The organism is Microcoleus sp. Pol10D4, assembly GCF_036701555.1.
Classification (GTDB): domain Bacteria; phylum Cyanobacteriota; class Cyanobacteriia; order Cyanobacteriales; family Microcoleaceae; genus Microcoleus.
This window is the reverse complement of record NZ_JAUBRA010000010.1, coordinates 47,097-74,079: the sequence shown is the minus strand read 5'-3', so window position 1 is coordinate 74,079 and position 26,983 is coordinate 47,097. Positions and strand designations below refer to the sequence as shown.

Sequence of the window (26,983 nt, the reverse complement as noted above, 5' to 3'; positions counted from 1 at the left end):
ATGGCTAGCTGGATAATTTTAAATGGCGCACTGTTAATAGCAGCTTATCTGCTGGGTTCGATTCCGACTGGGTACGCCTTGGGGAAATGGATGCTGGGAATTGATATTCGAGAGGTTGGTTCGGGTTCGACGGGTGCGACTAACGTACTGAGGACTTTGGGCAAAGGGCCGGGGTTGGGGGTGTTGCTGGTTGATGTGTTGAAGGGGGTAAGTGCGATCGTCCTAATTCGCTACATTTACTCTCTCACTTTTACCAGCCAGCTAGCAACCGCAGCAGGTTTAGAAAATACTGCAACTGTCATCCCTTGGATGGCAACTTTGGCGGGTTTCTCTGCTGTTTTGGGGCACAGTAAATCAATCTGGCTGGGGTTTACCGGCGGTAAATCTGTGGCTACGAGTTTGGGAGTTTTGCTGGGTTTGTACTGGCCTGTTGGTTTGGGAACTTTCGGAATTTTCGGGATAGTATTTGCGGTATCGCGAATTGTCTCTTTAAGTTCGATTATCGGGGCAATTAGCGTTTCTGGATTGATGTTTGCTTTACATCAGCCGCTGGCTTATGTATTGTTTGGAATTGCTGGTGGCGTATTTGTAATTGTGCGGCATCGGAGTAACATTCAGCGTATTCTGAATGGTACTGAACCGAGGATTGGAGAGAAATTGGAAACAGCAGCTAGCGATCGATAATTAGTTCCGTTTTCTCCCCAATCTTCGATAAATAAACCTACAATTTCCTGTAAGTTAGCTCTGTCAAATCCGGCTTTTGTAGGATGTGTTGCAACGCATCCTCAAGCTCAGAATCCCTGAACAGAGATAATGCTGTTTTGGAGTTCACTAGGCGTTACACTATCAACAAAACCTATTAAATCTCCTGAATTCCTGACTCTGATGAGCGTCCCTGAAGTCACAGCAGTTGAAGGAATTAAGTAATCTTCTGAGACAGTGAGTTTCGCAGCTTCTGAAAAATCAAAATCTTCTAACAGCAACACATCTGTCAAGTTCTCCAAAACTACATCGTTAACAGTCAAACCGTCTGTTAATCCAATCCGATCTAAACCGACTCGGAAATCTCTAAAGTAATCGGCATTTTTGATATCAGTAACTCCTGACTCTAGTTGCAGGACGTATAAATTACTTCCACTGGTTTTAGGCGAATAACCACCATCTTTCACATTTGAAAAATAGTCTCGACCCAAGCCTCCAATCAGAGTGTCATTCCCGTTACCGCTGTATAAAATATCATTTCCTCTACCTCCCCATAAAATATCATCTCCTGCGTTAGCGAGAATCCAATCTGCATCTTGACCACCGATCAAACTGTCATTTCCCTCGCCTCCCCATAGGTCATCTTTCCCTCTTCCCCCAAATAAAGAATCGTTGCCAGGATCTCCTATTAGCGAATCTTCTCCGTCATTGCCAAATATTAAATCATTAGTTATCCCGCCGTATACTGTATCCTCACCTCCCAACATCCAAACTCCCGAAGGGAAATCAGCCGTATCTTGGAACAGTAAATCAGCGTATTCGGATGTATTGTCACCAATTAATCGAGGCACTCCTGATGGATCTGTTTGTAAAGCCATAAAATATTTGGTTCCTAATATCTCAGATGCCAAGATTATAAAATAAGCCACTCTCAAAGTCAATTCATATATTCATAACTTTGAGTTCATAAAAGTCATAACTTTGAGTTCATAAAAGTCATATTTGTGGTACGCTCGACACCAACGAGTGCAGCGAGTTAAGGGCATGGAACAGTTTAGGTGTCTGAATCCAGGGGATATTCTGCGCGATCGCTACCGAATTATCGCTCAATTAGGTGAGGGAGGGTTTGCTAAAACCTATACGGCTAACTACGCTTTGGGCAGCCCCGAAAATCCCTTGTGCGTCGTCAAGGAAATTCCGCCTCCTGAATCTAACGATCCGCGACTGTTGGAGGAAGCACAACAGCAATTTGAAAAAGAAGCTAAAACCCTGAAGTATCTCGATAAGTGTCCGCAGATTCCCAAGTTAATCGATCGCTTTCAAGAACAGGGAAAATTTTACTTAATTCAAGAATACATCGAAGGAAATCCGCTCAACAAAGAACTCGCATCTCTCAGGCAGTTTCAGGAGTCAGAAGTTATTGACTTATTGCAAGATATTTTGTCAGTTTTAGCTTTCGTCCACGATCGAGGTATTATTCACCGCGATCTGAAACCGTCAAACTTAATCCGGCGCCAACTTGACGGCAAAATTGTTTTAATTGATTTTGGGGCGGTAAAAGCGATCGGCACTTTGGCGATCGAGAACGGTCAAATAACTCAAACTCGCGCGGTTGGTACAGACGGTTATATGCCAGCCGAACAGTGGAAAAATCAACCAAGATTTAACAGCGATATCTATGCTGTGGGAATCATTGGCATTCAAGCGATCGCAGGTTTAGATATTCAAGACTTTTTTAATGATAAAAAAACTGGGGAACTCGTCTGGCACTACTCAACTGACGATCGCCCGATGGTACAAATTAGCGACAAGCTGAAAAAAGTTTTAAATAAGATGGTGCGCTACCACTTTAACGATCGCTATCAATCTGTTGCTGAAGTGTTGCAGGATTTGATCTCGCTAACAGCGTTGCACTCACCTGCGCCCTCTTCACAACAACCTCTGCTGCCGAAGCCTCCACCCCAATGGCAAGATACATTGAGAGTCTGCTTGCCGATCGCGATCGCAGGATTCCTGGGGCTAGCAGCATTTTTAATACACAAAATTTTCACACCTCAAACTTGTCCTTTAATCCAGGGAGATGCTGTGAGTTGCGGCGAGGAAATCCTCATCAAAACATCTGCTTCTCGATTCAAACAAAGGGGGGTAAAGGATTTTTTTAAGGGAAATCATCAATCAGCTTTTAAGTTCTTAAAACAATCGTGGGACGAAGAAGAACGCAAAGATCCAGAAACTTTAATTTACATGAATAATGCCCTTTTGAAGGCCCAAAAAGCTGATTACTACACCCTGGCAGTTGCCGTTCCTATCAGCAACACCGAAGGAGGTACTGTCAATTCTGATTTGGCTAGAGAAATGTTGCGCGGCATTGCCCAGGCCCAAACAGAAGTCAACCTAGGACTGTTTAATTCCGATCGCAATAACTACTTTCCCGGTCAAGGTTTTTTAGCAGGGAAAGCCATTAATGGCAAGGGTATTAGAGTCATTATCGCTGACGATGCCAACCTCAAAACAGAGGCACAAGCTAGGGCTTCTTCACTCGTCAAGCAAACCGAGATTTTGGGCGTCGTCGGTCACTATACGAGCGAGATGACTGTGTATGCAGTCGATATTTATGACAAAAATCACTTAGTCTTAATTTCGCCTGGGACTACAACGGAACAATTAACAGAACAACGTCGGAAGTTTTTCTTTCGCACTGTCCCTACACATCAAATTACTTCTGAAAACTTCAAGAACTATCTGATTGAAAACGCAGGTTCCAAAAAAGCGGCGGGTTTCTACTGTCCTGAGATTCAAGCTACTTCTTCATTGTGGGAAGAATTCAGAAAACAGTTTAGACAAGCAGGAGGAACTATTTTAAGCATCACTGAATACGATGTGTGTAAGAAAAATTTCAACGTTGAACTAGCATTACAAGAAGTCGAACGAAGCGAGAAAACAGCGATGGTTTTAAGTACGAGTCATGTCCCGGATGCAATCAAAAATGCTATGGCACTTATTAAAGCCAATGGTGATCGCAATTGGGTAGTGGGAACCGGGGGAATTTACAGCCAGAAAACCTTAGAAACTGCCTCCCAGTTACAGTCTTTTGAGAAACTGGTGACATCATCCTCTTGGCATCCCTTAGCTGCTCCCAACCCCACATTTGCCGAAAATGCTCGAAAGCTTTGGGGAGGAAATGTCAACCACCGCACAGCTTTAACCTACGATGCAACTCGGACTCTAATTAAAGCAATAGAAATCCAACAGCAACCCAGTCGCGAAGGGATGCAGAAAACTATTGCGAGTCCGAATTTTAGCGCCACAGGAGCAACCGGAACTATTGAGTTTGATCCGAAGGGCGATCGCCAAAATTTTCGACCGGAGTTAGCTAGTCAGACGGGAATCCCCACACTATATCGCTTCGATTGGTGTGGGATGAGAGGCGCGTGAATCGAGGATTCCACATTTTCATGTCCTCGCCAGCATAGCGGGCGAGCAATGAAGGTGTGGATGACGAGATGAACAAATCTTTATTTGCCAACATCGTTACTTGACATAATTATTAAATTACTGCTTGACACAATATAGTTTTTTCTGGTATTTTTATTCTCAGCAAATGCGTAAAGGTCGTAGCGCAATGAAAGTAACATATCAGTATCAGTTCTATCCCAACACCATTCAAAAGTTAAGCCTAAATCATTGGTGGAGAATTTGTCGCTATTGGTACAACAGGCAGCTAGGCGATCGATTTGATTGGTGGGAGAGTAACCGGACTGCTATAAATGCTTGCCCATTAGTTGCTAGCATCTCTACGCCCCGCGCGAAGCCTAACTACTATTCCCAAAAACAACAATTACCAGTCATCAAAAAAGACCTAGTAAAAGTCTTCCACAGTGGCGAGCTATTGGACTTCAAGCAGGTAGATTCAACTATTCTGCAAGATGTTTCTAAGCGAGTAGATAAAGCCTTTGAGCGGTTTATCGTAGGGGACAGTAAAGGCGGGCGATCGGGTAAGCCCCGATTCAAGACTGAAGCGGATTACCGGACGATGACTTTTTCTACGGCTAATAACGACTGGATTAAGCTGGTTCGCAAGAATTGGTTTTATATCCGATTGCCGAAGTTGGGTGTCATAAAAGTTCGGATGCACCGCAGGGTCCCCGATGGATTCACTATTAAGCAAATTAGTGTAACTAGAAAGGCTGACGGTTGGTTCATCCAGATAATGCTTGAAGACGCTTCAGTACCCCAGTTTATTCCTGATAAAGTTACCCCAAACTGGGATAACTCAATTGGGCTGGATGCGGTGCTACATGAAGATGTCTATTTAGCAACATCGTCAGGGGAAAAGCTACCTTCGTTGAAACCGCTTCGCAAAAACCAAGCTAAGTTAGACCAGATATCAAGGAAGCGGAACAAACGGAAGCGCGGTTCTAAAGCCCGACGGAAATTAGCCAAAAAAGAAGCGAGACAGCACCAAAAAATAGCGCGTTGTCGCCAAGATTTCCACTACAAAACAGCTCACAGACTTGTCAGGTCTGGAGCTAAATTCTTTTTTCATGAGGACTTAAACTTAAAAGGCTTAACGAAACGGAATAAAGTTAAGCAAGATAATGAGGGTACTTACCTCCCAAACGGTCAATCAGCTAAATCAGGACTAAATAAGTCTTGGCTGGATGCTGCGTTCGGTCAGTTTTTTAAGACGCTGGAATACATAGCCGAAAAAGCTGGATCAGTCGTCGTTCCGCAAAAACCTGCTTATACCTCAATGGTTCTGTGCTATCGGAATGAAATTGTTTTTACCGATTGCGGTATGCGAAGCTATTGGGATGAGCAATATTCTTTAATGGTCGATCGCGATGTTAACGCCGCGATTAATTTAAAGAGACTTGGGTTGGGCATTTTCCCAAGGAGAAAACGCCGTAGCGGGAATCTTTCTATAGTACGAACTATAGATGATAGTACCGCGAAGGAAATTTTGCACACCCTTCATCGGGCTGCAAAGATGCCCACGTCATAGCTGTACTCAGCTTGACGTGGGAGTATGTCACTGCATATTGTCAAGTGTCGAAAAGAACAGTTCGGTGTAGCTTTTGTTCCCGTCAAATATCGGACGGCAAAATCGGCAGGTTTAAAGTGCGATTGAACTCGTTTTTGACGGTTTCTGTGCGTTATTCCTGACTTATTTACCTAATTCTTGAGAACGCAAACAAGCTGCTTTCACGGCTTCGATTAGCGCAGAACGAAAGCCGCTACTCTCTAATTTAGCAATTCCCGCAATAGTTGTACCGCCGGGACTCGTAACTTGATCTTTCAATTGTGCCGGGTGCATTCCCGTTTCTTGCATTAGCTTCGCTGTACCGAATACTGTTTGTAAAGCTAATTGAGAGGCGATCGCCCGTGGCAGTCCAGCACAAACTCCGCCATCTGTCAAGGCCTCAATCAAAATTGCTACATAACCAGGCCCGGAACCCGAAAGCCCTGTCACCGCATCCAGCATACTCTCAGGCACTTCTACCACTTCTCCCACGGCCTGAAAGATGCGCTTTACCAATTCTAAATCAGCCGGTTGAACAAGTTTTCCCGGAGCGATCGCGCTCATTCCCGCCCCTACCGTTGCCGGAGTATTCGGCATCACCCGCAGCACTCCCCGCCCCGGAAAAGCTGGTTCTAGCTTGCTCAGTGGCACTCCTGCCAAAATCGACACTACCAGCGCTTGTGGCTGGGAATTAGCCGTTTCTCCATTATTTCCCTGTTTGCGATCGGCCGCCACCGCCAACTCCAAAGCTACCGTATCAAAAACTTGGGGTTTAATTGCCAAAAACAGCACTTCCGTAGCGGCAGCAACTTCTAGATTACTGGCTGTTGTTCCAATCCCGTATTTCTCAGTCAAAAAATCGCGGCGCTTTACCCCAGGCTCGCTCACCAATATTTCTGAAGGCAAATAAACTTTTTCTGCTATTAAGCGGGATAAGAGAGCTTCTCCCATTACCCCGCCGCCGATCGTACCAAATTTTATGTTTGTCATTAGTCAGTTATTAGTTAGTTGTTATTAGTTAGTTATTATTAGTTATTTGTTATTAGTTATTTTTCAATAGCCAACTGCCAACTGCCAACTGCCAACCGTCAACTGCCAACAGTCAACAGTCAACAGTCAACAGTCAACACTCAACAGACTACTGAGCGACTGGAGCTTGTTCTGCCGGCCACACTGTTGGTGCAGGAGCCGCAGGACGAGGGCGTCCTTGAGCTGGAGGCACTTCGTGAACCACGCCAGACTGAGTTCTCACCTGCACGCAGCTAGGCGTAAACAAGAAAATACTTTCGCCAATTCGCTCTTGATGACCGTCAAGGGCATAAGTACCGCCCGCCACAAAGTCCACAGCTCTTTGCGCTTGGTCTGGGTCCATCACCGTCAGGTTCAAAACCACAGACTTGCGTTCCTTAAGGGCTCGAATTGCTGCCGGCATCTCTTCAAAAGTGCGCGGCTCCATTACTACTACTTCCGAAATCCCGTTCATAGCTCCAGGCATTCCAATCACGTTATTCATTACTGACCCTACTCCGCCGGTTGGTGCAACGACATCCATACCTGTCGATCCTACTACTGACCGCTCTCGCATTCTACGATTTTGACGACGTTCTTCCTCTGCTGCTGCGACGGCAGCGGGGTTCGGTTCAGGCGCTTGGTAGAAGTTCTGATAGCGCTCCCCTTCCGTTTCGTCGTAAACGTCATCGTACTCAGGCTCATTGTTGATGCCTACAAAATCTCGCAGTTTAGAAAAAATATTCATGATTCACGCTCCTTCACGACTTGGCTGCCCCGACTATACTCGCGTTGCGCGTTAGTCGCGGGTAGCTGACTATTCTATATTTAACCCAAATTGTCTTTATCAGAAGATTTCAATTATTTATCCCCTCCTAGAGCCAAATAAGGTTTGTCCTAGCCGTACCATAGTAGCACCTGCTTGAATTGCCAAATGATAATCTCCCGACATCCCCATCGAGAGCTGCTGCATTTGAATGCAGGGCAAATTTTGGTGCTGGATTTTCTGTGCTAGTTCGCGAGTGCTGTTAAATAATTCGAGGATTTGCGAGTCATCTAATCCCAGCGGAGGAATTGTCATCAAACCTTGAATTTTGATATGCTGACATTTGTTGAGTTCTGGAAGGTCGGCCAGCAGTTCTGGAACGCTCCAGCCGTATTTGTCCGGGTCGGGCAACATTTTGACTTGCAGGCACACTTGGGGAGAGCATGACATTTCCCCTGCCAAGCGCGAAAGTCGCTGAGCGAGTTTGAAATTGTCGAGAGAGTGAATCCACTGGAAATGCTCTAGGGCCTTGGCGGCTTTGTTGGCTTGCAAGTGGCCGATCAAGTGCCAGTTGATATCCGGTAAATCTTGCAGTTGGCTTTGTTTTTCGGCAGCCTCTTGAACCTTACTCTCACCAAAATCCCGGATACCGGCATCGTATGCTTCGCGGATAGCATCAGTCGGTACCTGTTTGGTAACGGCAATTAACCGCACTGATTCGGGCAAGTGTTGGCGAATGCTGTGAATTCGAGAGGCAATGGTCATGGTTGCTCAACGCTCTTGACTGGAGGGAAGGAAAATTAATACTGTTACCAATTACCAAATTACTGATTTTCGTTATTGAAATGTGCGCTGGTGAATGGTCTGCAATTGGTCGTACTCCTGATATTGACCGCTGCGACGCAGGGTTCGCAGGCGAATTTCGACCATGAGGCGAGCGTCGGAGCGGCTGATTGGTTCAAATCTCAGCCCGCCAGGGCCGTTTGTCACCAAAAAAAACAGGCGTTGGGCGTATAGGGTGGTAAATAATTCTTGGCTGTCTTCAACCTGGGATACCCTGAAGAGGAGGCCAAAGTTTGGATGATTCAGGTAAGTTTCGGTAGTCATTCACACTCACAATCTATCAATTTTAGATTAAAGATTTCGATTTTAGATTTTAGTTTCGTTCGATCGCCCGACGGCGTTGTTTGACGGCGGGCTACAAAGGGCGATGGCCGTAGCCGTGCAATAGTCTCCGTCGTGGCTGAGGCTCAATTGCCACTGGCAACTTCCCCAAACAGAGGCTTTTGCTGCTGCGGTTCCGTGCAGTTGCACATTGGGAGCACCGTTTTCAGAGCGCCGAATTTCCACATCTGCATACCGTATTCCCCGCCATCCCGTGCCTAGAGCTTTGACAACGGCTTCTTTTGCTGCCCAACGCCCCGCTAGCTGGTTGCAGGAAACTCGATTCATTTTACCTTTAATGCTGCTGTGTTGAGAATTTAGTTGCCCGCAATCCCTTTGTTCGGCGGGCGTGTAAACTTTTTCGAGGAAGCGATCGCCAAAACGGTCTAATGTGGCTTGAATGCGCGGAACATATACGATATCTGTCCCAAGATAGATGTTCAAGGTCTTGGTTCTCTAAATATTTATCTCCATTACTTTAGCAGGACTGTCGCGCACCAGACAAAACTTACTCAAATGTCTGCCCGTCCTCCCAACCCCGCTCGAATCCAGGGCTGTTTCATTCTCTTGTAGGGTCAATCCCTCGTGAAGAACCCCGATATCTGAAACTAGAATCAGTTCTTCCCCATTCTTCAATCTCAAATCTAATCAATCAATCAATGAATCTAAAATCTAAAATCTAAAATCTAAAATCTCAACTGTCCCAACCCCAAACGAAGCGGGCGCTCCACAGGACTATCAAGCAGCCGAGGGCGATCCAGTCTCGGATTTTCAATTGCAACTGGTGCCATTCTACACGGTGTCGATCGGGACTGGTGAAGCCACGAACTTTCATGGCGCTCGCTATTTGTTCAGCTCGCAGGAGCAAGTTTTCTAACAGCCGCTCAGCTATCATCAACCACACTTGAGCGGCGCTGCGAAATCCGAGTTTTTTCCAGTTTATCGCTCTGGTTCTGACCGATCGCACTAAATTTTGTATTTCTTCCAATACTAGGGGAATGAATCGCAAAGATAAAGTTAATGTTAAGGCTATTTCGGTGATAGGCCAGTTCAAGCGGCGCAGAGGCTGCATTAAGTTTTCAAGGGCGGCGGTGATTTCTTCGCTGGCTGTGGTGAGGAGGTAGAGGTTGGTGCTGTAAATTACTGTGAAAAATAGGGTGCTGACGTTGATAGCTAAATCTAGGGATTTGCGGGTGATTTTAATCGGGCCTTGTTTGAATACAACGTAACGGTAGTTTGTGGGTTGGGGGAGTTGATTTGGGCTTTGGGCTTTGGGATTGGGGATTGGGGAGTTTGAGCCTAAGTTAAAAGGTTTGTACCAGGGTTTTGGTTGGGGCGGGGGTGGAAGAGTTGCGGGCTGTTGGGAAAAGGTTAATTCGTCGGCGGGGATGCGGGGCTGGTGTTCTGCGGGGAGTCCGTCGGGGGCGATCGCGCTGAGGCCAAATACGAATAGACAGAATAGCAGCAGCAGTCCCATTTGCTGTTTCCACACGCGCAAGGGAATTGCTGCTGTTAGTGTCAGTACGATTAACATTCCTACTAGCATCAACCGCCAGATGGGATTGGCGAGTATTGGTGCAATCAGAAATGTCATCAACCAGGCTAGTTTTACGCGGGAGTCTAGCCGGTGAAGCCAGGTTACGGGTTGTTCTAGGTATAGTCCTATGGGGAGCGATCGAAGTAAGTCCATCTTGCGATTTTAGATTTTAGATTTTAGATTTTAGATTTTTTGATTAATTGATTGATTGGGGATTTTTTGATTGATTGGGATTTTTGATTGGGGATTTTTTGATTGATTGGGGATTTTTGTGGGATTTGAGATTTTTTTTATTGGCGATTTGCTGTTGGGTTTTTAGCAACTAAAGTTTTGATCGAGGCCACTGTCATCGCTAAAATTTAATTCGTTTCTGACATGATACTCCTCAAATTAGTGACCTCTAATAATTTAGCTTCAACTATCAGCTCCATCTAGTAAAGACATTCATCTGCTTCTTCTTCCACGATTCTGAGTTTGGCAATTAAGTCTGCTGTTTATCTAGCGCGACAAGCTGCCCGATAGTTAGCCCCTACAGCAGTTCCTGAACGAATTAACTGCTTGCCAATTACCTCAGAAACGGTATTTTTTGGGAGTGAACTTACTAGCTTAATAACTCTTAATGCTAGAGCCTTCGTTCTTTGTTTAAACTCTTGTTCGTTCATCCGATATTTAGATTTTAGATTAAAAATTTGGCTGTTATTGGCAATCAATTATATCATCTAACAGCATCTTCTCTTCAATCTAAAATCCAAAATCTCAAATCTAAAATTACTTGACCCGCAGTGCTCTGTTGGTTGTGCTCATTTCGGTGGCACGAACTTTTTTGCCTCTCCACAGTAGCCGCATTGGTGTACCGGTAAAGCCGAGGTGTTTGCGGAATTGGCTTTCCATGTAGCGGCGGTAATTTTCGGTAAAGCGTTTGGGATCGTTGACAAATAGGGCGATTGTCGGTGGCTGCGATCGCACTTGAGTACCGTAATAGATTTTGCCTTGTTTTCCTTGGCGGGTAACTGGGGCTGAGTGCCAGGTTGTGGCTTCTTCTATGACTTCGTTAATCACGGCGGTAGGGACGCGACGTTTGTGTTCGTCGGAGGCTTTGTCTACTAATTCAATGATTTTTTCAACTCGCTGTCCACTCATGGCGCTAACAAAAATCATTTCTGCCCAGTCGAGGAAATAAAGTCGGGTTCTTACTTCTCTTTCGTACTCGTATATGGTGTCGGACTCTTTTTCTACGGCATCCCATTTGTTGACGACTATGATGCAGGCTCGACCTTCTTGGCTGATGCGATCGGCTAATTTTTGGTCTTGATCTGTAACACCGTCTATTGCGTCAATTACTAACAGTATGACGTTGGCGCGGCGGATGGCTTTGAAAGCGCGGTTGATGCCGAAAAATTCTGCGCCGTATTCGACGTTTTTCTTTTTGCGGATTCCGGCTGTGTCGATCAGGCGGTAGGTTTTACCGTTCCGTTCTACTAAGGTGTCGATCGCGTCGCGGGTTGTGCCGGAAATCGGGCTGACTATGGCGCGGTTTTCTCCGAGAAATGCGTTTAACAAACTCGATTTGCCGACGTTGGGACGACCGATAATTGCTACTTTAATTTCCTCAACTTCGGGTAATACTTCCGTGGGAAGGTAAGTTATTAATTTGTCTAGCAATTCGCCGGTGCCGTTGCCGTGAATGCCGGAAACTGGGAAAGGTTCTCCGAGTCCCAATTGCCAAAAGTCGGCTGCTTGGGTGAGTCCTGTATTTTCCGATTCGCATTTGTTGACGGCGAGAATAACCGGAACTTTTTGCAGTCTCAGCCAAGATGCGATCGATTCGTCGCCGCCGGTGAGCCCGGTTTTTCCGTCAACTACGAAAATGGCTGCGCTGGCTTCTGCGAGGGCCGCCATTGCTTGTTCGCGAATTAAAGGCAAAAATTCTGTTTCGTCGTCGAATACTAGCCCGCCGGTGTCTACGACTTGATATTCCCGATCGCCCCAGTATGCTGGTCTGTAAGTGCGATCGCGGGTGATTCCTGGTTCGTCGTGGACGATCGCGTCTTGGGTGTTGGCTAAACGGTTGACGAGCGTCGATTTGCCTACATTGGGGCGTCCAATAATAGCAACTATAGGTAGAGACATAAAAGTAGCAGCAATGAGGCTGCGCCGTAATTTTGAGCTTTAGTCTTGTATTGTAAGCTAATCTGACGAGATTTTTATAGATTGAGGCTGTGTTTCTGTCTTTTCATGCTGTAGGCGGTGTTTTACCGATCGCCCGTTTAAACATCGAACCCTAAAAAATAGCCACAGCCTATGGATCTGCATTCCCAGCCCCACTCTGAGAATTAGAAATAAAACTTAAATAACTCAACAAATCATCTCATCTGTGGTAATTCTTTGATGATTATGAAGGTAGATATAGGATTTTAGCGATCGGCTATTATTGAAAATAAGCAGAAATTTAGTTTTTGACCAAAGCTTAAAACAGCAGCTTAAAAATGGAAACTAAATTTCCCTCAAAGCTCAAAACATTAGGTGGTAATATGGCTGTTCTGCAACTAGAAGACGGTAGAACATATACGGACATCCGGGCGATCGCCAGTCAACTGGCAGTTTTAAATATTGAGATCGATTCCCTGCCCCCAAACGAAAATCCGGCGTTTCAAGAACTGCTCGTTCAAGACATTCTCAATGTTACAGAAAAACAGCAGATTCTCGCAGCATATAATAGCGAGTTTGAACAGTTTAAGCGCGCCAGCGGATATCGGTGGTGCGACTTAAAAGTGCTGCATCCTGGTTCGCAGCAGATTTACGCGCTGATGACTCAAAGCGATCGCACTCACACCCACACAGATGCAGAAGTTCTTCACATTTTAGCTGGGGAATGCGTTTTTGGGTTTGTGTATTCTAACGGCTCTCAGGTACAATTAATGCTGGAAGCTGAAGAATACATTAAAGTGCCTGCCAATACCGAACATTGGTTTTATCTCACTCCGTCGCTGTACTTGAAAGCCTTGCAGTATTACACCACTGCTCAAGGCTGGGTTCCTAAGTATACTAACAGGAAACTAAAAATTAAAAACTAAATGTAGGGTGCGCCGAAGCGCACCTTCCTCTATCAAAATAGGCGATTTAAATGCCGACACTACACACAAAGTTTCTCTCTAAAAGACGAGAATTAAATGCTCTCTACTTCATTAGGTGCGGCCATTTCAATTTCTTCGCAACGCTGCAAAAGCGCTTCTATTTCCTGAGCTAAAAAAATTACTTCCGGCCACGAAGAACCGTTAATTAAATCTTGAGCGTGAGCTAATTTGTTTCTCAATGCTTCTGCTGACTTTAAAAAACGCTCCCCGTAGCGTTTGGATTTGAGCCCCAGCCGATCGACTATTTCAGCCGAACTCAGGATTAAATCTCGCTTGTCGCAGAATTGCAGGTAATCGATTAAGTCAATTGCTTCATTTCGCGATCGCCCCAATTCCCAAAGGTGTTTTGCGGCTAAAATGCGATCGCCCTTAAGGAATTTTTGCCAAGAATCTTGGGGAAAGTAAATCCGCACGATTCGCAATAAATTCATTTCCAGAAGCGTCACCAATCCAAACAGCAGCATCCGCACCGGTGCTTTTTGTAAATCGCCGCAGGTAACGATACCGTTGATCCTGTTGCTTTCTAATACAAATAATCTCGGTTTTTCTCGCAGCAGTGGCAGCAATTCCATCAAAGGAGTCGAAGCGGCAATTAATTGTGATGGGTGAAAAATTTGCTGGTAGTCGCTGCACTTTCCTGTCATTAAGTGCGATCGTTCTACATAGCCGCAAACCGTGCCGTTTTCTTCAATACCGAGCACGTCAAAATCGCGGGACTCCATCCACGATCGCAATTTGGCTGCGTCTTCGCAAGCGGGGACAGATTTCAGCGGTTCCGCGAGGTATTTAACTGTAATGCTGTCTTTGAATAAATCCCGCAAGTCGGCGGAACTTGATTTTAAATGTTTCATCTCATGTCCGGTAATTTCATGAATCGTTGCGCGACAAAATGACAATTCATATTTTAACTACAAGTAAAGACGCCGCATTACTCTGGGAGAATCTCAGTTTTGTAAAAAGGGTTTTTTAGGAATGCGAACGTCCCCTTTGCACTTCTGCAAAATCAAAACTGAGATGCTGCCTTACCGTGTCTCTACAGATTTCATGATATTACTTACTGGCTAATTCCGGGCAATAATGGCTGGCGGCAAGGGTGCTAATAATATCGGCATCGGCGAGAAAACTTTCTTTGGCAGTTGGATTTTCGATACTGACAGCTTGCCCGATCGCCCTTAATTTAAACTCCGGCAGAGAAACTCCTGATTTTGCTTCCGCACACATTCTTTTAGCTGTGGCAATTTTTTGACCGGGGGCCCTTCGGATTGCTTGCAGTAAATTATCCGTTGCTTCGGGAGAGTAGCTTTTTGCTAAGCGTTTGTAGTCTTCGAGAAATTTTCCATCGTTTCCTGTCAGCTTAATGTCGGATTCTTGGGGCGAACACAACAAATTTAAGTTAATTACTTCTCCTACTGAATTGACAAGAAAACATCCTTCGCGTTCTTGGGCGATCGCGCTTTGGTTGCTGGGTACAAATTGTATAATAACGGCAGACATAACAGCAGTTAAACGCGAGTAATTTAGCATGGTAATTATGTAATATGTTTGGATTTTTTAACCGCCGAATGCGGAGCAATATGGGGTTCTTGAGTTAGAGCGTCTCCGGTAAATTAACCGAAATAATTGTAGGGACGGGTTTCACCAACAATCTATACTTATAACTAAAAATATACATAAACCCGCCCTCCAAGCTGTCGGCAATTCAACACAAATAATATCAGACGAACATTTCGTTGTCTAGGGAAGTTTTCATTAACAGCAAACATCCCCCTTGTGTGAGGGGCGAATGTCTGGAACCGGGAACCGATCGAATGTAGTCGCCTTGATGGCAAACTTCCCCTTCTACAATTAAGTCTCCTTCTAATACAAGCACTTCCTCCGAGGCAGCGTGTCGGTGCATGGGAAATGTTACTCCAGGTTCTAGTCGCATCAAGCAGGTAATTTCGCGCTTTTTTTTGTCAATGTAAAGCTTGCCGAACGAAACTCCCGGAGTTCCATAAGATTTCCATTTGACATCGTGCGATCGCACTATTAAAGATGGAGTATTGTTCTCGGTTGGGGAGGTAACACTTGGCTTTATATTGACTGATTCTGCCGGGGTTGGCGGCAGTTCGGCTATGCGCTGGAACAGGCGGTTTTTGAGGTCGGGGGCGACGGGAACTGGGGGGACTGTGTAGGCGATCGCGGCAATTGTTGATTCCAAAGCAGCTAATTCACTTGTAAGTTCTGCAGACTCTTTCAATTTCTCTGCAAATGCGCCGCGTTCTGACTCGTCGAGGGTATCGAGAGCTTGAAGGGCTGCAAGGATTTTATATTCCTCGTCTGGCATCATTTCCATCTGTTTTCCGCCATTGATTGTAATTCAGCCTAGGTTGATTTTAAACTTGAAATTGGTCTGCTACCCTCGCACTCAAGATGGATGATTCGAGATGCCATAATTTTAGATTGATGTTAAACAACTTAAATTGGGTTTTTTGACAATCTAAAATTCTTCGCTCAAAGCTTGACGCAATTTAGAAATACCCAATCGAATTCTGGTTTTGATTGTACCTGTCGGGATACCAGTTTTAGCCGCGATCGCCGCGCAAGTCAATCCTTGGTAGTAAGCGAGTTCGATCGCCTGTTGCTGTTCCTTTGGCAGTTTTTCTAAGGCCGCTTTGACTTGTTCGCGGCGTTCTTTAAACATGGCATCTTCCATCGGTTCTGCAACGCTAGAGATGGGTACTTTAGCCTGTTCCAGACAAGCTTCAGCAGCCCGGACTGTTCGCTGCACAGCTCGGAGCCGATCGAGAGAACGACTGCGGGTAAGCATGAACAACCAGGTATCTGCTCGACTGCGAGAAGGATCGTAAGTTGCTGCTTTTTGCCAAATTTGGGAAAAAACATCGAGTACCACTTCTTCAGCTTCTTCTACCGAACCCAGGATTTTGTAAGCGAGAGCGTAGCTTGGGCGACCGTAGCGATCGTAAAGTTTAGCTAATGCCGTTTGGTCTTTCCGGGCAATCTGCACTAAAAGCAGCGATTCATCGCCTGACTTCTGGCCTGTCATCTCAGTGTACCGAAAATTTTTGTTTTGACTGCACAGATCCAAAATTAAAAATTCGGCGTATATCCCTACAGAACATAATTGTAAGTTTGAAGTTGGGGTACAAACTGGAGTATGCCTTTTTAGGCTAATTTTGTCGTGCTTTGAATTGTAAAAATCCCAAGTCATCTGGAATTTTACCACCTAATTAGTGATTTTTTTGAGACTTAGCAATCCGCTTTATGCAGAACGAAAAAATCCCTGAGCGTGAAGAGTCAAAACCGCGCCCTTCACTCGTTCCCAATCTCTGTCTGCTCGATCCCAATAAGAGCCTGGGAACCCCTATAAGCGAGGCTCTGGCTCCACTCGATCGAGGGAAGCCGTGTCTCCAAGCAGGTATTCCCAAGAATAGTCCGGGAACGAGTAAATCCTTAATTACCCACTTTTTTACATAAATTTGTCGGGCAGCACAGATCCAAAATTGCCAAACCTTCGTATACCACCAATAGGAGAAGGCTCAGCAATAGCGCAAAAGCCCGACAGGTTGACAGATTGCAACCTGTTGCTACAAAAGTAAAACCCGCTAATACCAATTTAATGTGAAGTTTCACATATCTCGATCCCCCTAAATCCCCCTTAAGAAGGGGAGTAGGGGTTGACTTTGAGAAGAATCTTGTCCCCCCCTTATTAAGGGGGGTTAGGGGGGATCAGATTCTACGGGGCCTCATAAAAAATTGGTATAAGGCCGGTTATTTACCATTGATTTGTGCAAAAATTTCATTGAAATAAAGGTGCTAACTGTGAAGCTCACAAAAAAAATTCGCCGAACCATATTAGCTATTGAAGTAGCTCTAATTGCTCTATTAACTCCAGGGATAATTGTCGCTTCTGACCACGACGACGGCGAAGTAGATATCAAAGGTCGCGCAGTTAATTTAACTGACCTGTACGTATATCGCGAAAAAGACCAAAACTCCGGTGCTGCGGACGGGGATTTAGTATTTACCATGAATTCTAATCCCAGGTCTGTAGCTCGCTATCAATATTATTTCAGCACTACAGCCCTCTACCAATTTCACATCACACAAGTAGGTGACGTGAATTCTACACCTACTGGACGCTCTGATATTATCTTGCGGTTTGCCTTCAGTCCGCCTAACAATCAAGGTATGCAAGCGGTAGCTGTAACTGTTGTTCGCGGCGGCTCGGAGACTGTTGCTAAGACTACAGTTAACGGCGGGCTAATTGCCACAACTCCGCTGAATTCTAATGCTGTTTTGAATACAGTACCTGTGGGCGGTTCTAACTTGACTGTATTTGCGGGTTTACGCGAAGACCCGTTTTTCTTTGATGTGGAACAATTTTTCCGAGTTCGCGCCGCAGCTTTGGGAACAGGGCCGCGCACTGCTTTTAAAGAACCGAATCAAGCGATTGACTTTACTAAAGGTTACAACGTCAATACAATTGCTGTCCGCATTCCGAAAGCATTTTTGCAAGCAGGAAGTGGGGCGAATACTTTTGATGTTTGGTCAACTGTTTCTATCAGAGACGGAGCTGGCGGTTTTAAACAATTCGAGCGTTTGGCAAGACCTGCAATTAATGAGGGTTTGATAGTTACTCCCGCTTATCTGGAAGCATTCAATAATATTCCTCCGAGATCGGATTTGAGCGCTGCTGCTGCTCCGGTGCGGCAGGAAGCTGTTGCTACTCTGAATGCTGTGGATCTTTTGGACGGTCGGGATAATGTCGATCCAAATGCGATCGCCGGAGCTTTCTTACCCGATGTCATGCGGATCGATACCACAAAAACCAGCGGCTACGCTAGCGCTACAAATGCTCAAGGAAGCTTGATCGGAGGTCGTATGCTGATGGACGACGTTATTGATATCACTCTGGGAGCTTTGGTGGGTTCTCCGGTTGGCGATAACGTTTCTTATAACGGAACTCCGGGAAATCCGGCTCAGGGACACAAACCTTTAGAACCGACTTTTCCTTATTTGGCTTTGCCTAATTAGTCATTAGTCATTAGTCATTAGTCATTAGTCATTAGTCATTAGTTATTGATTATTGGCTAATGACATATCGGAAATGCTTTTTTTAACCGCAGATGAACGCTGATTAACGCGGATGTATGAAAACTAAAACTAAACCGGAAATAAAATCGGATCTTTTGTCGTGGTGGCTGCTGATAGTTGTCCCTTTAGTTGGGATGGTAGTAGTGAATTTACCGCCTAATGTGCGTTTTATTTTAGATGATTTTTCTAACCAAGGTTCGGCAAATCTCGATGCTAATTACCGCTATCATTTCTCTGAAAGTTTGAGAAATAATCCCAATCAAAAGGAAGCAATTCAGCAAGAGATTGCTTTTTACCAGCAGCGGTTGGCTGTTGATTCCCGCAGCGGTTTGAACCGGGCATCGCTGGCGGGATCTTATTTGAAAATGGCTCGCGCTACTGGGGAAGGAGGTTGGTTTTTATTGGCAGAACAAGCGGCTCAAAGGTCGATCGCCGATTTGCCTTTTGACAACCAAGGTGCGCTGTTAGTTTTAGCTCGAATTGCTGAGGCCAGACACGATTTTGCTACTGCTTTGCGCTTTGCTAAACAGGTGGGTTCTGACAATGAAGATGCGATCGCCCTTTCAGTTACATCTCACTTAGCGATGGGAAAAGTGAGCGAGGCAAATGCAGCCGCAGAAGCCTTAGTTAAACGGATTCCCAATTTGGGTTCTCTCACTTTAAGAGCTTTAGTGAGAGAGTCTCAGGGCCGAGATGCTGAGGTTTTGCAGGATTACCGCCAAGCAATGGCGGCGGAGGAACCGGGAGAGGTTGCTGGTTCGGCGCGGGCCCGATCGCTCTTGGGTCGATTTTACGCGCGTCGCGGGCAGTTTGTGCAGGCGAAAGCGCTGTTTTTGGAGGCGCTGCGGTTGGTGCCGCGATACCCGCTGGCGCTGATTTATCTGGCGGATTTGGAGACGCGGCAGGGCAATTATCGGGAAGCGGAAGGCTATTACAGCAAGGTTTCTGCGTATTCTGGCCCGGTTGAGACTGTGTTCGATCGCATTGTCGATCGCGGTATGGCGAGAGTTAAAGAGTTCGAGGGAGATGCGATCGAATCCCGGCGACTTCGCGACAAAGCAGAAGCGGGGCTGCGACAGGAACAGGTTTCTGGATCTGGCGGTTTTGGGCATCGCAGGGATTTGGCAAGTTTGCTGCTGGAAAAAGGTCGATCGCAGGATGTGACGGAAGCGCTGGCGTTAATGCAGGAGGAGGTGAAAATTCGGCGGGATGCTGTAACGCTGGATACTTTAGCTTGGGCGCTTTCCGCCGCTGGTGAGTGGCAAAAGGCCGATCGAGTGATGGCCGAAATAATGCGATCGGGGATTCGGGATGCGGGGATGTTTTACCGGGCTGGTGCGATCGCCCGGACTTTAGGTAAGGATGCTGAATCTCGCGCTTATTTTCAAAAGTCCAAGGAAATTGACCCGAGTTTTGACGATCGATCTCGCCAAGCATTGGGTTTGGGAAGTTATGAATTTTGAGATTAGCTAATAGCAGTCATTCGGCCAAGTTCGCCATTCCGTCAATCCGCCAGAGGTTGAAACCCCTAGCTAAAAGCTTAAGTCCTCTTGCATAGGACTGAAATGCACAATTGTTAAATTTGATTAGCTATTCAGTCGGTTTTAACCGACTTTCGCTATGAGACGGAGATTTCAATCCCCGGCGGCCTTGCGGGTAAGCGCGCTGGAAAAATCACAACAAAAACAAATAATTCATCCGAAAATAACTAAAAAAACAGGAATTTATGCAGTACAAAATGAACCGAATATCAAAATTACTCATCCTATTTTTCCTGACAGTTTCCTTGTTACTAACAACCTCAATCAGACCTGTTTACTCCCACTGGTCAGACTTATCCGTAGCAGAAATAGTAGTCAACGATTTGCAAACCGAAATAACATTAACTTTCCCAACTGGCTTAACAAACTTCGCCGACGACAATCGAGACAGCCAGCTACAATCTGCTGAAGTTCGCAGCCACCAAACACAGCTAGAAAAGTTTTTTAGCCAACAAATTCGCCTCACCAACAGTACCAACATTCAAGGCTCAGTAGCAGTAAACCCGCTAGAAATAGCAGCTAAAAGCGCCAGCGTTATCCAGCAGCCCAATACCCACAGCACCTTAATTTTAGACTACACCTGGCCCGCATCTTCTCAAGATAAAACCCCCGGTTTACCTGAATCAATTTCCATCTCCAAACCAGAGAAATTGCGGATTAATTACAATCTGTTTTTGCCCGGAGTTCCGACAGCTAGCTGTCAAGCTACGATTGTGCAAGCCGGTGCTGTAAAAAGCTTTGTGTTTACGCCGCAAAACCGGGACTTTTTGTTAGCAGCAGGAAACGAATCAATCTGGGATTCAGGTTGGAGTTTACTGCTAGCAGTAGCGGGAGCATTTGCTTGGGGATGCGTGCACGCGATGTCGCCCGGACACGGAAAAACTATAGTCGGCGCTTATTTAGTAGGTTCGCGGGCTACTCCGGTACACGCTTTATTTCTAGCAGCGACGACTACCATTACTCACACTGCAGGCGTGTTTGCTGTGGGCGGAATTACTTTGTTTGCTTCTAACTTAATCGATCCAGAAAAATTAGATCCTTGGCTGAGTTTAATCTCTGGTTTATTAGTAGCCTTCATCGGGTTTAACTTACTTTTCTCAAAAATCAAGACTAGGTTGGTAGTAAAAAAGGAAGTTCTCACAAAAATCAAGACTAAAATTTTTAATAAAAACTGGTCTCTAAGGACTAAAGTCTTTACTGCGGAATATGAAGAACCAGTGAATCTTTTGAGTAGAGGAAGTTGGGAGCGAGAATTTAAGCCTGTAAAACCCGATATATCTCACCACTACCACGATCACGGAGACGGCCGGATTCACTCGCATTTGCCTCCCGGTGCTGACGGTTCTCCGATTACTTGGAAAAGCTTATTAGCGTTGGGGATTTCCGGCGGTTTGTTGCCTTGTCCTTCCGCTTTGGTGATGCTGTTGAGTGCGTCGGCTTTGGGCAATGTTGGTTTGGGAATGACGCTAGTGGTAGCGTTTAGTTTGGGATTGGCTTTAGTGCTGAGTGCGATCGGATTAATCTTAGTTTATGCCAAACGGAATTTTGATAAACTGCCCAAACAGATAACAGCAGTCAAATTTCTGCCTGCGATTAGTGCGATGTTTGTAATGTTTTTGGGGTTGGGAATTACCGGACAGGCGATGTTGAAAATATTGGGGGCGAGTCAATGGGTAGTTGGCAATGGATAAGCATAAAATTAGGACTCTCCCTCCTAACTACAAACTTACGAATAAGTCTGATTTTAGACACCCGATTTCTGGAAGAAGCCGGGTATCGGGGTATTCTGTTTTTTAGCCGTTGCTCACTTATCAGGCCGCACTATGTTTATTAATAATTTCGGCTAAATCCGGTACTCCCTTTTCCACGTAATTCTTAGCTGAGGGGCGGAGTTTGGCATAGGCGCCTTTAACCATCGCTCTTGTGCTTTTCTCGACCCTTTTGTCACTTATCTGGAGCAATTCGTCTGCTACTTGACCTTTTCTTTGGGCTAGATATTCTACTGGGTTGCCATTGTTTACCCCTTCAGCCCACATCGGATCGAGTGCGATCGAGATTTCCGGCAGAAGTTGATCGACGACTTGGGCGCAATAGTCAGCCCGTATCCCCTTGACAGTAGAGTAGGCAGCTTTAAGAGCCATACCACCCAATCCTGGCGCTGTCGCCACTTGTTGGTCTATCAACTTCACACAGTCATTCACAAAAGTTTCTCTATTGTTTTCATTCAATAGAATATCGCTAAGTCCCATTTTTACTCTCCTTGATTTAATAGTCAATGTGCTTATTAGCTTTGAGCTCAATCTGACATCATATATCTATTTTGAACTTTTACTCAAAGTTCCCCAAGTTTTTTAATGTTTGAATGTCTCTATAAGACAGCCTAATGTTGAGATTTGTTGAGTATTTTATAGGAATTAATGTTCTATCTACTACTAATTATTAGCCTACGGTTTGTAGTCAGGGGTTTAGTCCTTATTAGGTGATATTAATGAGGACTAAACCCCTGACTACAAACTGATGATTTGTCAACACTCACATAGAAAAGAGAAGAACTCGAAAAAAATATTATAGAGGCTCTGCCTAAGTCCGATCGCACTTGCACGTATGAGCTGGCACGTATCATTAGGATTGGACATTCGGCTTGATGCCTGCAGGTACTGAAACGAGGGGAAGTTTCACGGTTTGAGCCGGGCGATCGCTCGATCGCAATACCAAATTTTTCGGTAACGGCGCGGAAGTGCTGAGTCCGGGAAATATGTGGAGCGATAAGGTTAAACCGGCAGCTAATAATAGTTTTTCTAACATGGCACTGTCTCCAATACATACGCCCTAGGGCATAATTCCTCTTACACCTACAACATATAAACATCCTCAGTCGCTTGGTGCGATCGCACGGGCATAGTTAAGTGACATCTATCACCACTGAGAAGGGGGTGATGGGGATAGGGGGTGTGGGCATAGGGGGTGATGGGCATTAGGGAGGTGGGGGAGAGTGGGAAATCTTGACTCGCACTTCTGGCGTCAACATCCGTTGAACGTGTTAAATTCCTTACACTGCTTCCTTGCCAAACTTCCCTACAAATCAAGAATTGTCCTAGAGAAAGAAGCCGTTGAGTCTCTCTCAAAGGTAGAATTAGCGCGTAGAAGTTATTTGACACAGCGGAGGTACCGACAATATGCTTGCATACTTTCTGGCGTTAGCGGTCGGTCTAGGCAGCTTCAGTATTTACATGGCGGCCTTCTTTTTTCCAGAAGTACACCGCAAAAGTGATTTTACCTGGAGCGGGGTAGGGCTTTTTTATGCGTTAATTTTATGGGCTTGTGCGGGACGAATTACTGGTGCTCTCCTGCTTGGTCAAATGGCGGGCGTGGCGATGTTGGGCTGGTTTGCCTGGGAAACTCTGACTTTGCGCCGGCAGGTGACGCCCGTTGCTGAGCAAACGCCGATTCCTCAGTCGGCGAATTTGGCTGCAGCAGGCGTGCCGTTTACTGGCTTGTTTGCCAAGAAAAAAGAACCCGCAGCGACGAAAAAACCTAAGTTTGTTCGATCGCCCAAACCGAAAACTGATGTGGTTCCAGCACCCACTCTGGATAAGGGCGAGGTAAAGCTAGAGGAACAGCCGACGATTCCCCCCATAGCTGAAAGTATTGCTGAAAGTTCGATCGACGAGCCGACGACCGAAAGTTTGATCGCCCCAGACTTGAAAATTCCCGACTCAAAACCACCTGCAATTGCAGAAATACCAGTGTTTTCAGTCGAAACTCCTGCTGCTGAGACTTCACAACCCCCAGCAGAATCAGCAGCCAGCAGCTTCACTCCTCTACCTCTACCTCTAGAAATTTCAGAAATAGCCGTTGCACCAAGTGTGGAGCCAGCAGAGGCTCCGCCAGAGCCTCAACAGCAGCCAGAAGCAGATGATTTTGACGAGGAAACAGAATGGAGGACAGCCGTTAAAGAGTCGCAGGCGGCAGCGGCGGCGGCGGTGGCCCCAACTCCTCCTACTCCTCCTAAACCAGCTAAAAAATCTGGCGGTTTCGGAAGTCTGTTTGACAATATCAAAAATAGTCTCGGCGGTATGTTGGGAAGAGGTGCGGGTAAAAACAAGTCTGATGCAACTCCGCAGACGCCAAAACCTTCTGTGACTCCAGAATCGATCGCACCTGAATCTAAAATAACGGCAACTCCTGCACCGGGTATCGACCAGATTCTCGAATCCGAATTAGCCGAGGCTGCTGCGGAAGTGGCAGCCGAAACCAGCAACACTGTTGTGGAAACCAGCCAAGGAGTGCCTTTTCCCACCGATGTTGAAGCAATGGCCGAGTTGATGGCTACAGAAACCGCGAGTTCTGACACAATAGGGGAAACTCCGATCGAAGATCGATCGTCCGCCCAAATCCAGACACCTCTGGCTGCAGTTGGTGAACCGGAATCAGCAGCAGACTTACCAGAAGCAGAAGCCCCTGGTGTATCTCTGGAAACTCAGACACCGCTGGCTGCAGTTGGTGAACCGGAAGCAGCAGCCCCTACTTTATCTCTCGAAGCCCAGACACCGCTGGCTGCAGTTGGTGAACCGGAAGCAGCAGGCGTATCAGAAGCAACAGCCCCTGCTGCATCGATAGAAATGACTGTGGTGGAAATGGCAGCGCCTGTAGAGATAGAAATACCGGGAGAACCTGGGTTGATCGTGCAGGTGGAAACGGTTTCAGTATCAGTGATCTCGATCGAATCAACAGGTGAAGAACTCTCTTCTGAGGCAGAACAAACTGAATTGAGTCCCCCGAATCACCCCGATCCGAATCTAGTCGAAACTGCTAAACCGGTCACTGAATCCAAGTCTGAGAATGTATCCGGCGAAGATAAGCCGTCATCTTGAACCCAAAAGCAAAAGGTAGAAACCAGAATTTTGTTAATTCTGCCTTCTGCCTTCTTACTTTTTACTTTTTACTTTTTACTTCTTAACTTCTTACTTCTTAAGCTGATACGCATTTAAATTGGGATTTTTGAACCCTAGACTCTTTGCACCCTGGCTTTCAGGCAAAAAATTTAAATGCTGAACAGCTTACTTCTTACTTTTTACTTCTGCCTTTTTCCCTCTTCCCTCTTCCTTCTTCCTTCTTCCTTCTTCCTTCTTCCTTCTTCCTTCTTCCTTCTTCCTTCTTCCTTAATATTATGAAAGCAATTATGGTCGTGGGGACAACATCTCACGCAGGGAAATCTTTACTCGTTGCAGCGTTGTGTCGAATCTTTTCTCGGCGAGGCTGGCGGGTAACTCCGTTTAAAGGTCAGAATATGGCATTGAATTCCTATGTCACAGCGGCCGGCGGAGAGATTGGTTACGCTCAAGCAGTGCAAGCTTGGGCTGCGGGCGTCGCACCTTGGGTAGAAATGAATCCGATTTTGCTCAAGCCACAAGGAGACATGACTTCTCAATTAATTGTCAAGGGTCGGGCGATCGCAAATGTGCGAGCATCTCAATATTATGAACAGTATTTCGATATCGGCTGGCAAGCTATTCGGGAATCTTTAGAATTTCTCAGCCAAGAATTTGACATGATTGTGTGTGAGGGAGCCGGCAGCCCTGCTGAGATTAATCTCAAACACCGCGATTTAACAAATATGCGGGTAGCTAAATATTTAAAGGCTCGAACTTTGCTAGTAGTTGATATCGATCGCGGCGGTGCTTTTGCTCACATTATCGGTACTTTGGAATTGCTCGATCCAGACGAACGAGCTTTAATTAAAGGATTCATTATTAATAAGTTCCGAGGACAAAAATCGATCTTAGATCCGGGCTTGACTTGGCTAGAAGAAAGGACGGGAATCCCGGTAGTTGGGGTGATTCCTTGGATAGACGAAGTGTTTCCCTCAGAAGATTCTCTCGATTTGCTCGATCGACGTTCTCCAAATTCTCAAACCGACATAAATATTTCGGTCATCCGCCTGCCCAGAATTTCCAATTTTACCGACTTTGACCCCCTGGAGTCGGAAACTACCGTCACAGTCAAATATGTCAGCCCAAAAGACCATTTAGGTCATCCAGACGCCGTGATTTTACCAGGCTCTAAAACTACAATTTCCGATTTGCAGGTGCTGCGCCAAACAGGTATGGCAAAAGCTATTCAAAATTATTTAGTAGCTGGCGGTACAGTCATGGGAGTTTGTGGCGGCTTTCAGATGCTGGGAGAAAGTATCACGGATAAAGAAGGCGTTGAGGGAGAGAGGGGAGAATTTCCAGGATTGGGGTTGCTGCCTTTGAAAACTGCGATGGCACCGAACAAAATTGCGCGCCAACGAATCGTAACATCTAATTATCCTCAACCGGGTTTGCCAGTTTCCGGTTACGAAATTCATCAAGGAAAAACGCAAATCCTAGAGTCAGATTTGACTCAACCGCTATTTGACGATGCTAGTTTAGGCATTGTCAATACTTCTCAATCAATTTGGGGTACATACCTGCACGGCATTTTTGACAACGGAGCTTGGCGGCGAGCTTGGTTAAATCACTTGCGGCAGCAGCGGGGACTCCGCGCATTGCCTACAGGTATTCCTAATTACCGAGAACACCGAGAAACTCTGTTAGACTCTCTAGCAGATACAGTGGAAAAGCATTTAGATATAAAGCATATTTTAGGTTAATTAGTTAACTGTTAACAGTTGACTGTTGACTGTTGACTGTTGACTGTTGTTTATTGTTTATTAGAGTTGAGGTTCAAATTCAATGACAAAAGTTTGTTTTTTACCAGATAACGTGACAGTTGAAGCTGAACCAGGAGAGCTTTTGCTAGATGTAGCTAAACGTGCAGGGGTTTCTATTCCTACTGGCTGTCTCATGGGTTCTTGTCACGCTTGCGAAGTAGAAATTGATGGGGGAGATACAATTTGTGCTTGTATTTCCGGCATCCCTTCCGGGAAAAAGCAAGTGACAATTAATCTGTATGTTGACCCGACTTGGTAATTTGTCACTTAGCAGTTGGTTGTTGGTTGTTGGCATTAGTCATTAGTTAACAGTC

27 protein-coding genes are annotated in these 26,983 nt (G+C 45.7%); 10 read left to right on the top strand and 17 right to left on the bottom strand.

The window, feature by feature from the left end; translation table 11 throughout:
- Positions 1-684, top strand: a complete 684-nt coding sequence (gene plsY, locus QUA36_RS08075; RefSeq protein ID WP_333456614.1) for a glycerol-3-phosphate 1-O-acyltransferase PlsY — start codon at positions 1-3, stop codon at positions 682-684.
- A gap of 107 nt (positions 685-791) precedes the next feature.
- Here the strand turns inward: plsY and QUA36_RS08070 are convergent, their stop codons facing one another.
- Entirely contained in the window at positions 792-1,580 is a 789-nt protein-coding gene (locus QUA36_RS08070) for a calcium-binding protein (protein WP_333456612.1), read from the bottom strand.
- A 124-nt stretch (positions 1,581-1,704) separates the two neighbouring features.
- Between QUA36_RS08070 and QUA36_RS08065 the strand changes: the two genes are divergently transcribed.
- A complete protein-coding gene (locus tag QUA36_RS08065) occupies positions 1,705-4,137 on the top strand; it encodes a bifunctional serine/threonine-protein kinase/ABC transporter substrate-binding protein (RefSeq protein ID WP_333456610.1) in 2,433 nt (810 codons plus the stop codon).
- Positions 4,138-4,324: 187 nt separating this feature from the next.
- Positions 4,325-5,707 carry a transposase gene (locus tag QUA36_RS08060; protein ID WP_333456608.1) on the top strand — a complete coding sequence of 461 codons (1,383 nt, stop codon included), beginning with the start codon at positions 4,325-4,327 and terminating at the stop codon, positions 5,705-5,707.
- Between the two features lie 162 nt (positions 5,708-5,869).
- On the opposite strand, the gene proC is transcribed toward QUA36_RS08060, so the two are convergent.
- From proC to der, 8 genes are all read right to left on the bottom strand, one after another.
- Positions 5,870-6,715 (bottom strand): pyrroline-5-carboxylate reductase, encoded by an 846-nt coding sequence (gene proC / locus QUA36_RS08055; protein WP_333158945.1) that lies wholly within the window; start codon positions 6,713-6,715, stop codon positions 5,870-5,872.
- A 148-nt stretch (positions 6,716-6,863) separates the two neighbouring features.
- Positions 6,864-7,481 carry a cell division protein SepF gene (locus QUA36_RS08050; protein ID WP_333158943.1) on the bottom strand — a complete coding sequence of 206 codons (618 nt, stop codon included), beginning with the start codon at positions 7,479-7,481 and terminating at the stop codon, positions 6,864-6,866.
- 117 nt (positions 7,482-7,598) lie between these two features.
- Positions 7,599-8,264: a YggS family pyridoxal phosphate-dependent enzyme gene (locus QUA36_RS08045; RefSeq protein WP_333158941.1), complete on the bottom strand. Its 666-nt coding sequence runs from the start codon at positions 8,262-8,264 to the stop codon at positions 7,599-7,601.
- Between the two features lie 72 nt (positions 8,265-8,336).
- Complete coding sequence (pipX, locus tag QUA36_RS08040) at positions 8,337-8,606, bottom strand: transcriptional coactivator PipX (protein WP_006634205.1); 270 nt, start codon at positions 8,604-8,606, stop codon at positions 8,337-8,339.
- Positions 8,607-8,648: 42 nt separating this feature from the next.
- Positions 8,649-9,107: a holo-ACP synthase gene (acpS, locus tag QUA36_RS08035; RefSeq protein WP_333158939.1), complete on the bottom strand. Its 459-nt coding sequence runs from the start codon at positions 9,105-9,107 to the stop codon at positions 8,649-8,651.
- 250 nt (positions 9,108-9,357) lie between these two features.
- Positions 9,358-10,353, bottom strand: a complete 996-nt coding sequence (locus QUA36_RS08030) for an energy-coupling factor transporter transmembrane protein EcfT (protein ID WP_333456606.1) — start codon at positions 10,351-10,353, stop codon at positions 9,358-9,360.
- A 341-nt stretch (positions 10,354-10,694) separates the two neighbouring features.
- Entirely contained in the window at positions 10,695-10,862 is a 168-nt protein-coding gene (locus QUA36_RS08025; RefSeq protein WP_333456604.1) for a four helix bundle protein, read from the bottom strand.
- Between the two features lie 106 nt (positions 10,863-10,968).
- Positions 10,969-12,330: a ribosome biogenesis GTPase Der gene (der, locus tag QUA36_RS08020; RefSeq protein ID WP_333158936.1), complete on the bottom strand. Its 1,362-nt coding sequence runs from the start codon at positions 12,328-12,330 to the stop codon at positions 10,969-10,971.
- A gap of 356 nt (positions 12,331-12,686) precedes the next feature.
- On the opposite strand from der, the gene QUA36_RS08015 reads away from it, so the two are divergent.
- Entirely contained in the window at positions 12,687-13,274 is a 588-nt protein-coding gene (locus QUA36_RS08015) for an acireductone dioxygenase (protein ID WP_333450402.1), read from the top strand.
- Between the two features lie 92 nt (positions 13,275-13,366).
- Here QUA36_RS08015 and QUA36_RS08010 read toward each other — a convergent pair whose 3' ends face one another.
- The 4 genes from QUA36_RS08010 to QUA36_RS07995 form a co-directional block, all read right to left on the bottom strand.
- A complete protein-coding gene (locus QUA36_RS08010; RefSeq protein WP_333450400.1) occupies positions 13,367-14,185 on the bottom strand; it encodes a hypothetical protein in 819 nt (272 codons plus the stop codon).
- A gap of 199 nt (positions 14,186-14,384) precedes the next feature.
- Positions 14,385-14,828, bottom strand: a complete 444-nt coding sequence (locus tag QUA36_RS08005) for a DUF732 domain-containing protein (RefSeq protein WP_333450398.1) — start codon at positions 14,826-14,828, stop codon at positions 14,385-14,387.
- Between the two features lie 220 nt (positions 14,829-15,048).
- On the bottom strand, positions 15,049-15,669 hold the full coding sequence (locus tag QUA36_RS08000; protein WP_333456602.1) for a cupin domain-containing protein: 621 nt from the start codon (positions 15,667-15,669) through the stop codon (positions 15,049-15,051).
- Between the two features lie 144 nt (positions 15,670-15,813).
- Positions 15,814-16,380, bottom strand: a complete 567-nt coding sequence (locus QUA36_RS07995; protein ID WP_333456600.1) for a sigma-70 family RNA polymerase sigma factor — start codon at positions 16,378-16,380, stop codon at positions 15,814-15,816.
- Between the two features lie 776 nt (positions 16,381-17,156).
- Between QUA36_RS07995 and QUA36_RS07990 the strand changes: the two genes are divergently transcribed.
- The 3 genes from QUA36_RS07990 (at position 17,157) to QUA36_RS07980 (ending at position 21,663) form a co-directional block, all read left to right on the top strand.
- Entirely contained in the window at positions 17,157-18,371 is a 1,215-nt protein-coding gene (locus QUA36_RS07990) for a DUF4331 domain-containing protein (RefSeq protein WP_333158923.1), read from the top strand.
- Positions 18,372-18,487: 116 nt separating this feature from the next.
- Complete coding sequence (locus tag QUA36_RS07985) at positions 18,488-19,894, top strand: tetratricopeptide repeat protein (protein ID WP_333456598.1); 1,407 nt, start codon at positions 18,488-18,490, stop codon at positions 19,892-19,894.
- A gap of 275 nt (positions 19,895-20,169) precedes the next feature.
- Complete coding sequence (locus QUA36_RS07980) at positions 20,170-21,663, top strand: HoxN/HupN/NixA family nickel/cobalt transporter (protein WP_333456597.1); 1,494 nt, start codon at positions 20,170-20,172, stop codon at positions 21,661-21,663.
- A 120-nt stretch (positions 21,664-21,783) separates the two neighbouring features.
- On the opposite strand, the gene QUA36_RS07975 is transcribed toward QUA36_RS07980, so the two are convergent.
- The 3 genes from QUA36_RS07975 to QUA36_RS07965 all read right to left on the bottom strand — a co-directional run bounded on the left by QUA36_RS07975 (position 21,784) and on the right by QUA36_RS07965 (position 23,130).
- Positions 21,784-22,221, bottom strand: a complete 438-nt coding sequence (locus QUA36_RS07975) for a DUF6918 family protein (protein WP_333168142.1) — start codon at positions 22,219-22,221, stop codon at positions 21,784-21,786.
- Between the two features lie 373 nt (positions 22,222-22,594).
- Positions 22,595-22,777, bottom strand: a complete 183-nt coding sequence (locus QUA36_RS07970) for a hypothetical protein (protein WP_333168141.1) — start codon at positions 22,775-22,777, stop codon at positions 22,595-22,597.
- A 47-nt stretch (positions 22,778-22,824) separates the two neighbouring features.
- A complete protein-coding gene (locus QUA36_RS07965; protein ID WP_333141061.1) occupies positions 22,825-23,130 on the bottom strand; it encodes a hypothetical protein in 306 nt (101 codons plus the stop codon).
- Positions 23,131-23,148: 18 nt separating this feature from the next.
- On the opposite strand from QUA36_RS07965, the gene QUA36_RS07960 reads away from it, so the two are divergent.
- A complete protein-coding gene (locus QUA36_RS07960; RefSeq protein WP_333456595.1) occupies positions 23,149-24,846 on the top strand; it encodes a Ycf66 family protein in 1,698 nt (565 codons plus the stop codon).
- Positions 24,847-25,046: 200 nt separating this feature from the next.
- On the opposite strand, the gene QUA36_RS07955 is transcribed toward QUA36_RS07960, so the two are convergent.
- Entirely contained in the window at positions 25,047-25,178 is a 132-nt protein-coding gene (locus QUA36_RS07955) for a hypothetical protein (protein ID WP_333456681.1), read from the bottom strand.
- On the opposite strand from QUA36_RS07955, the gene cobQ reads away from it, so the two are divergent.
- Both cobQ and QUA36_RS07945 read left to right on the top strand, forming a co-directional pair.
- The gene (cobQ, locus tag QUA36_RS07950) at positions 25,143-26,609 is read left to right on the top strand and encodes a cobyric acid synthase CobQ (protein ID WP_333168137.1); all 1,467 of its coding nucleotides are present in this window, start codon (positions 25,143-25,145) and stop codon (positions 26,607-26,609) included. The two genes, QUA36_RS07955 and cobQ, sit on opposite strands and share 36 nt — an antisense overlap.
- An 82-nt stretch (positions 26,610-26,691) precedes the next feature.
- On the top strand, positions 26,692-26,928 hold the full coding sequence (locus tag QUA36_RS07945) for a 2Fe-2S iron-sulfur cluster-binding protein (RefSeq protein WP_006634188.1): 237 nt from the start codon (positions 26,692-26,694) through the stop codon (positions 26,926-26,928).
- Positions 26,929-26,983: the final 55 nt, after the last annotated feature.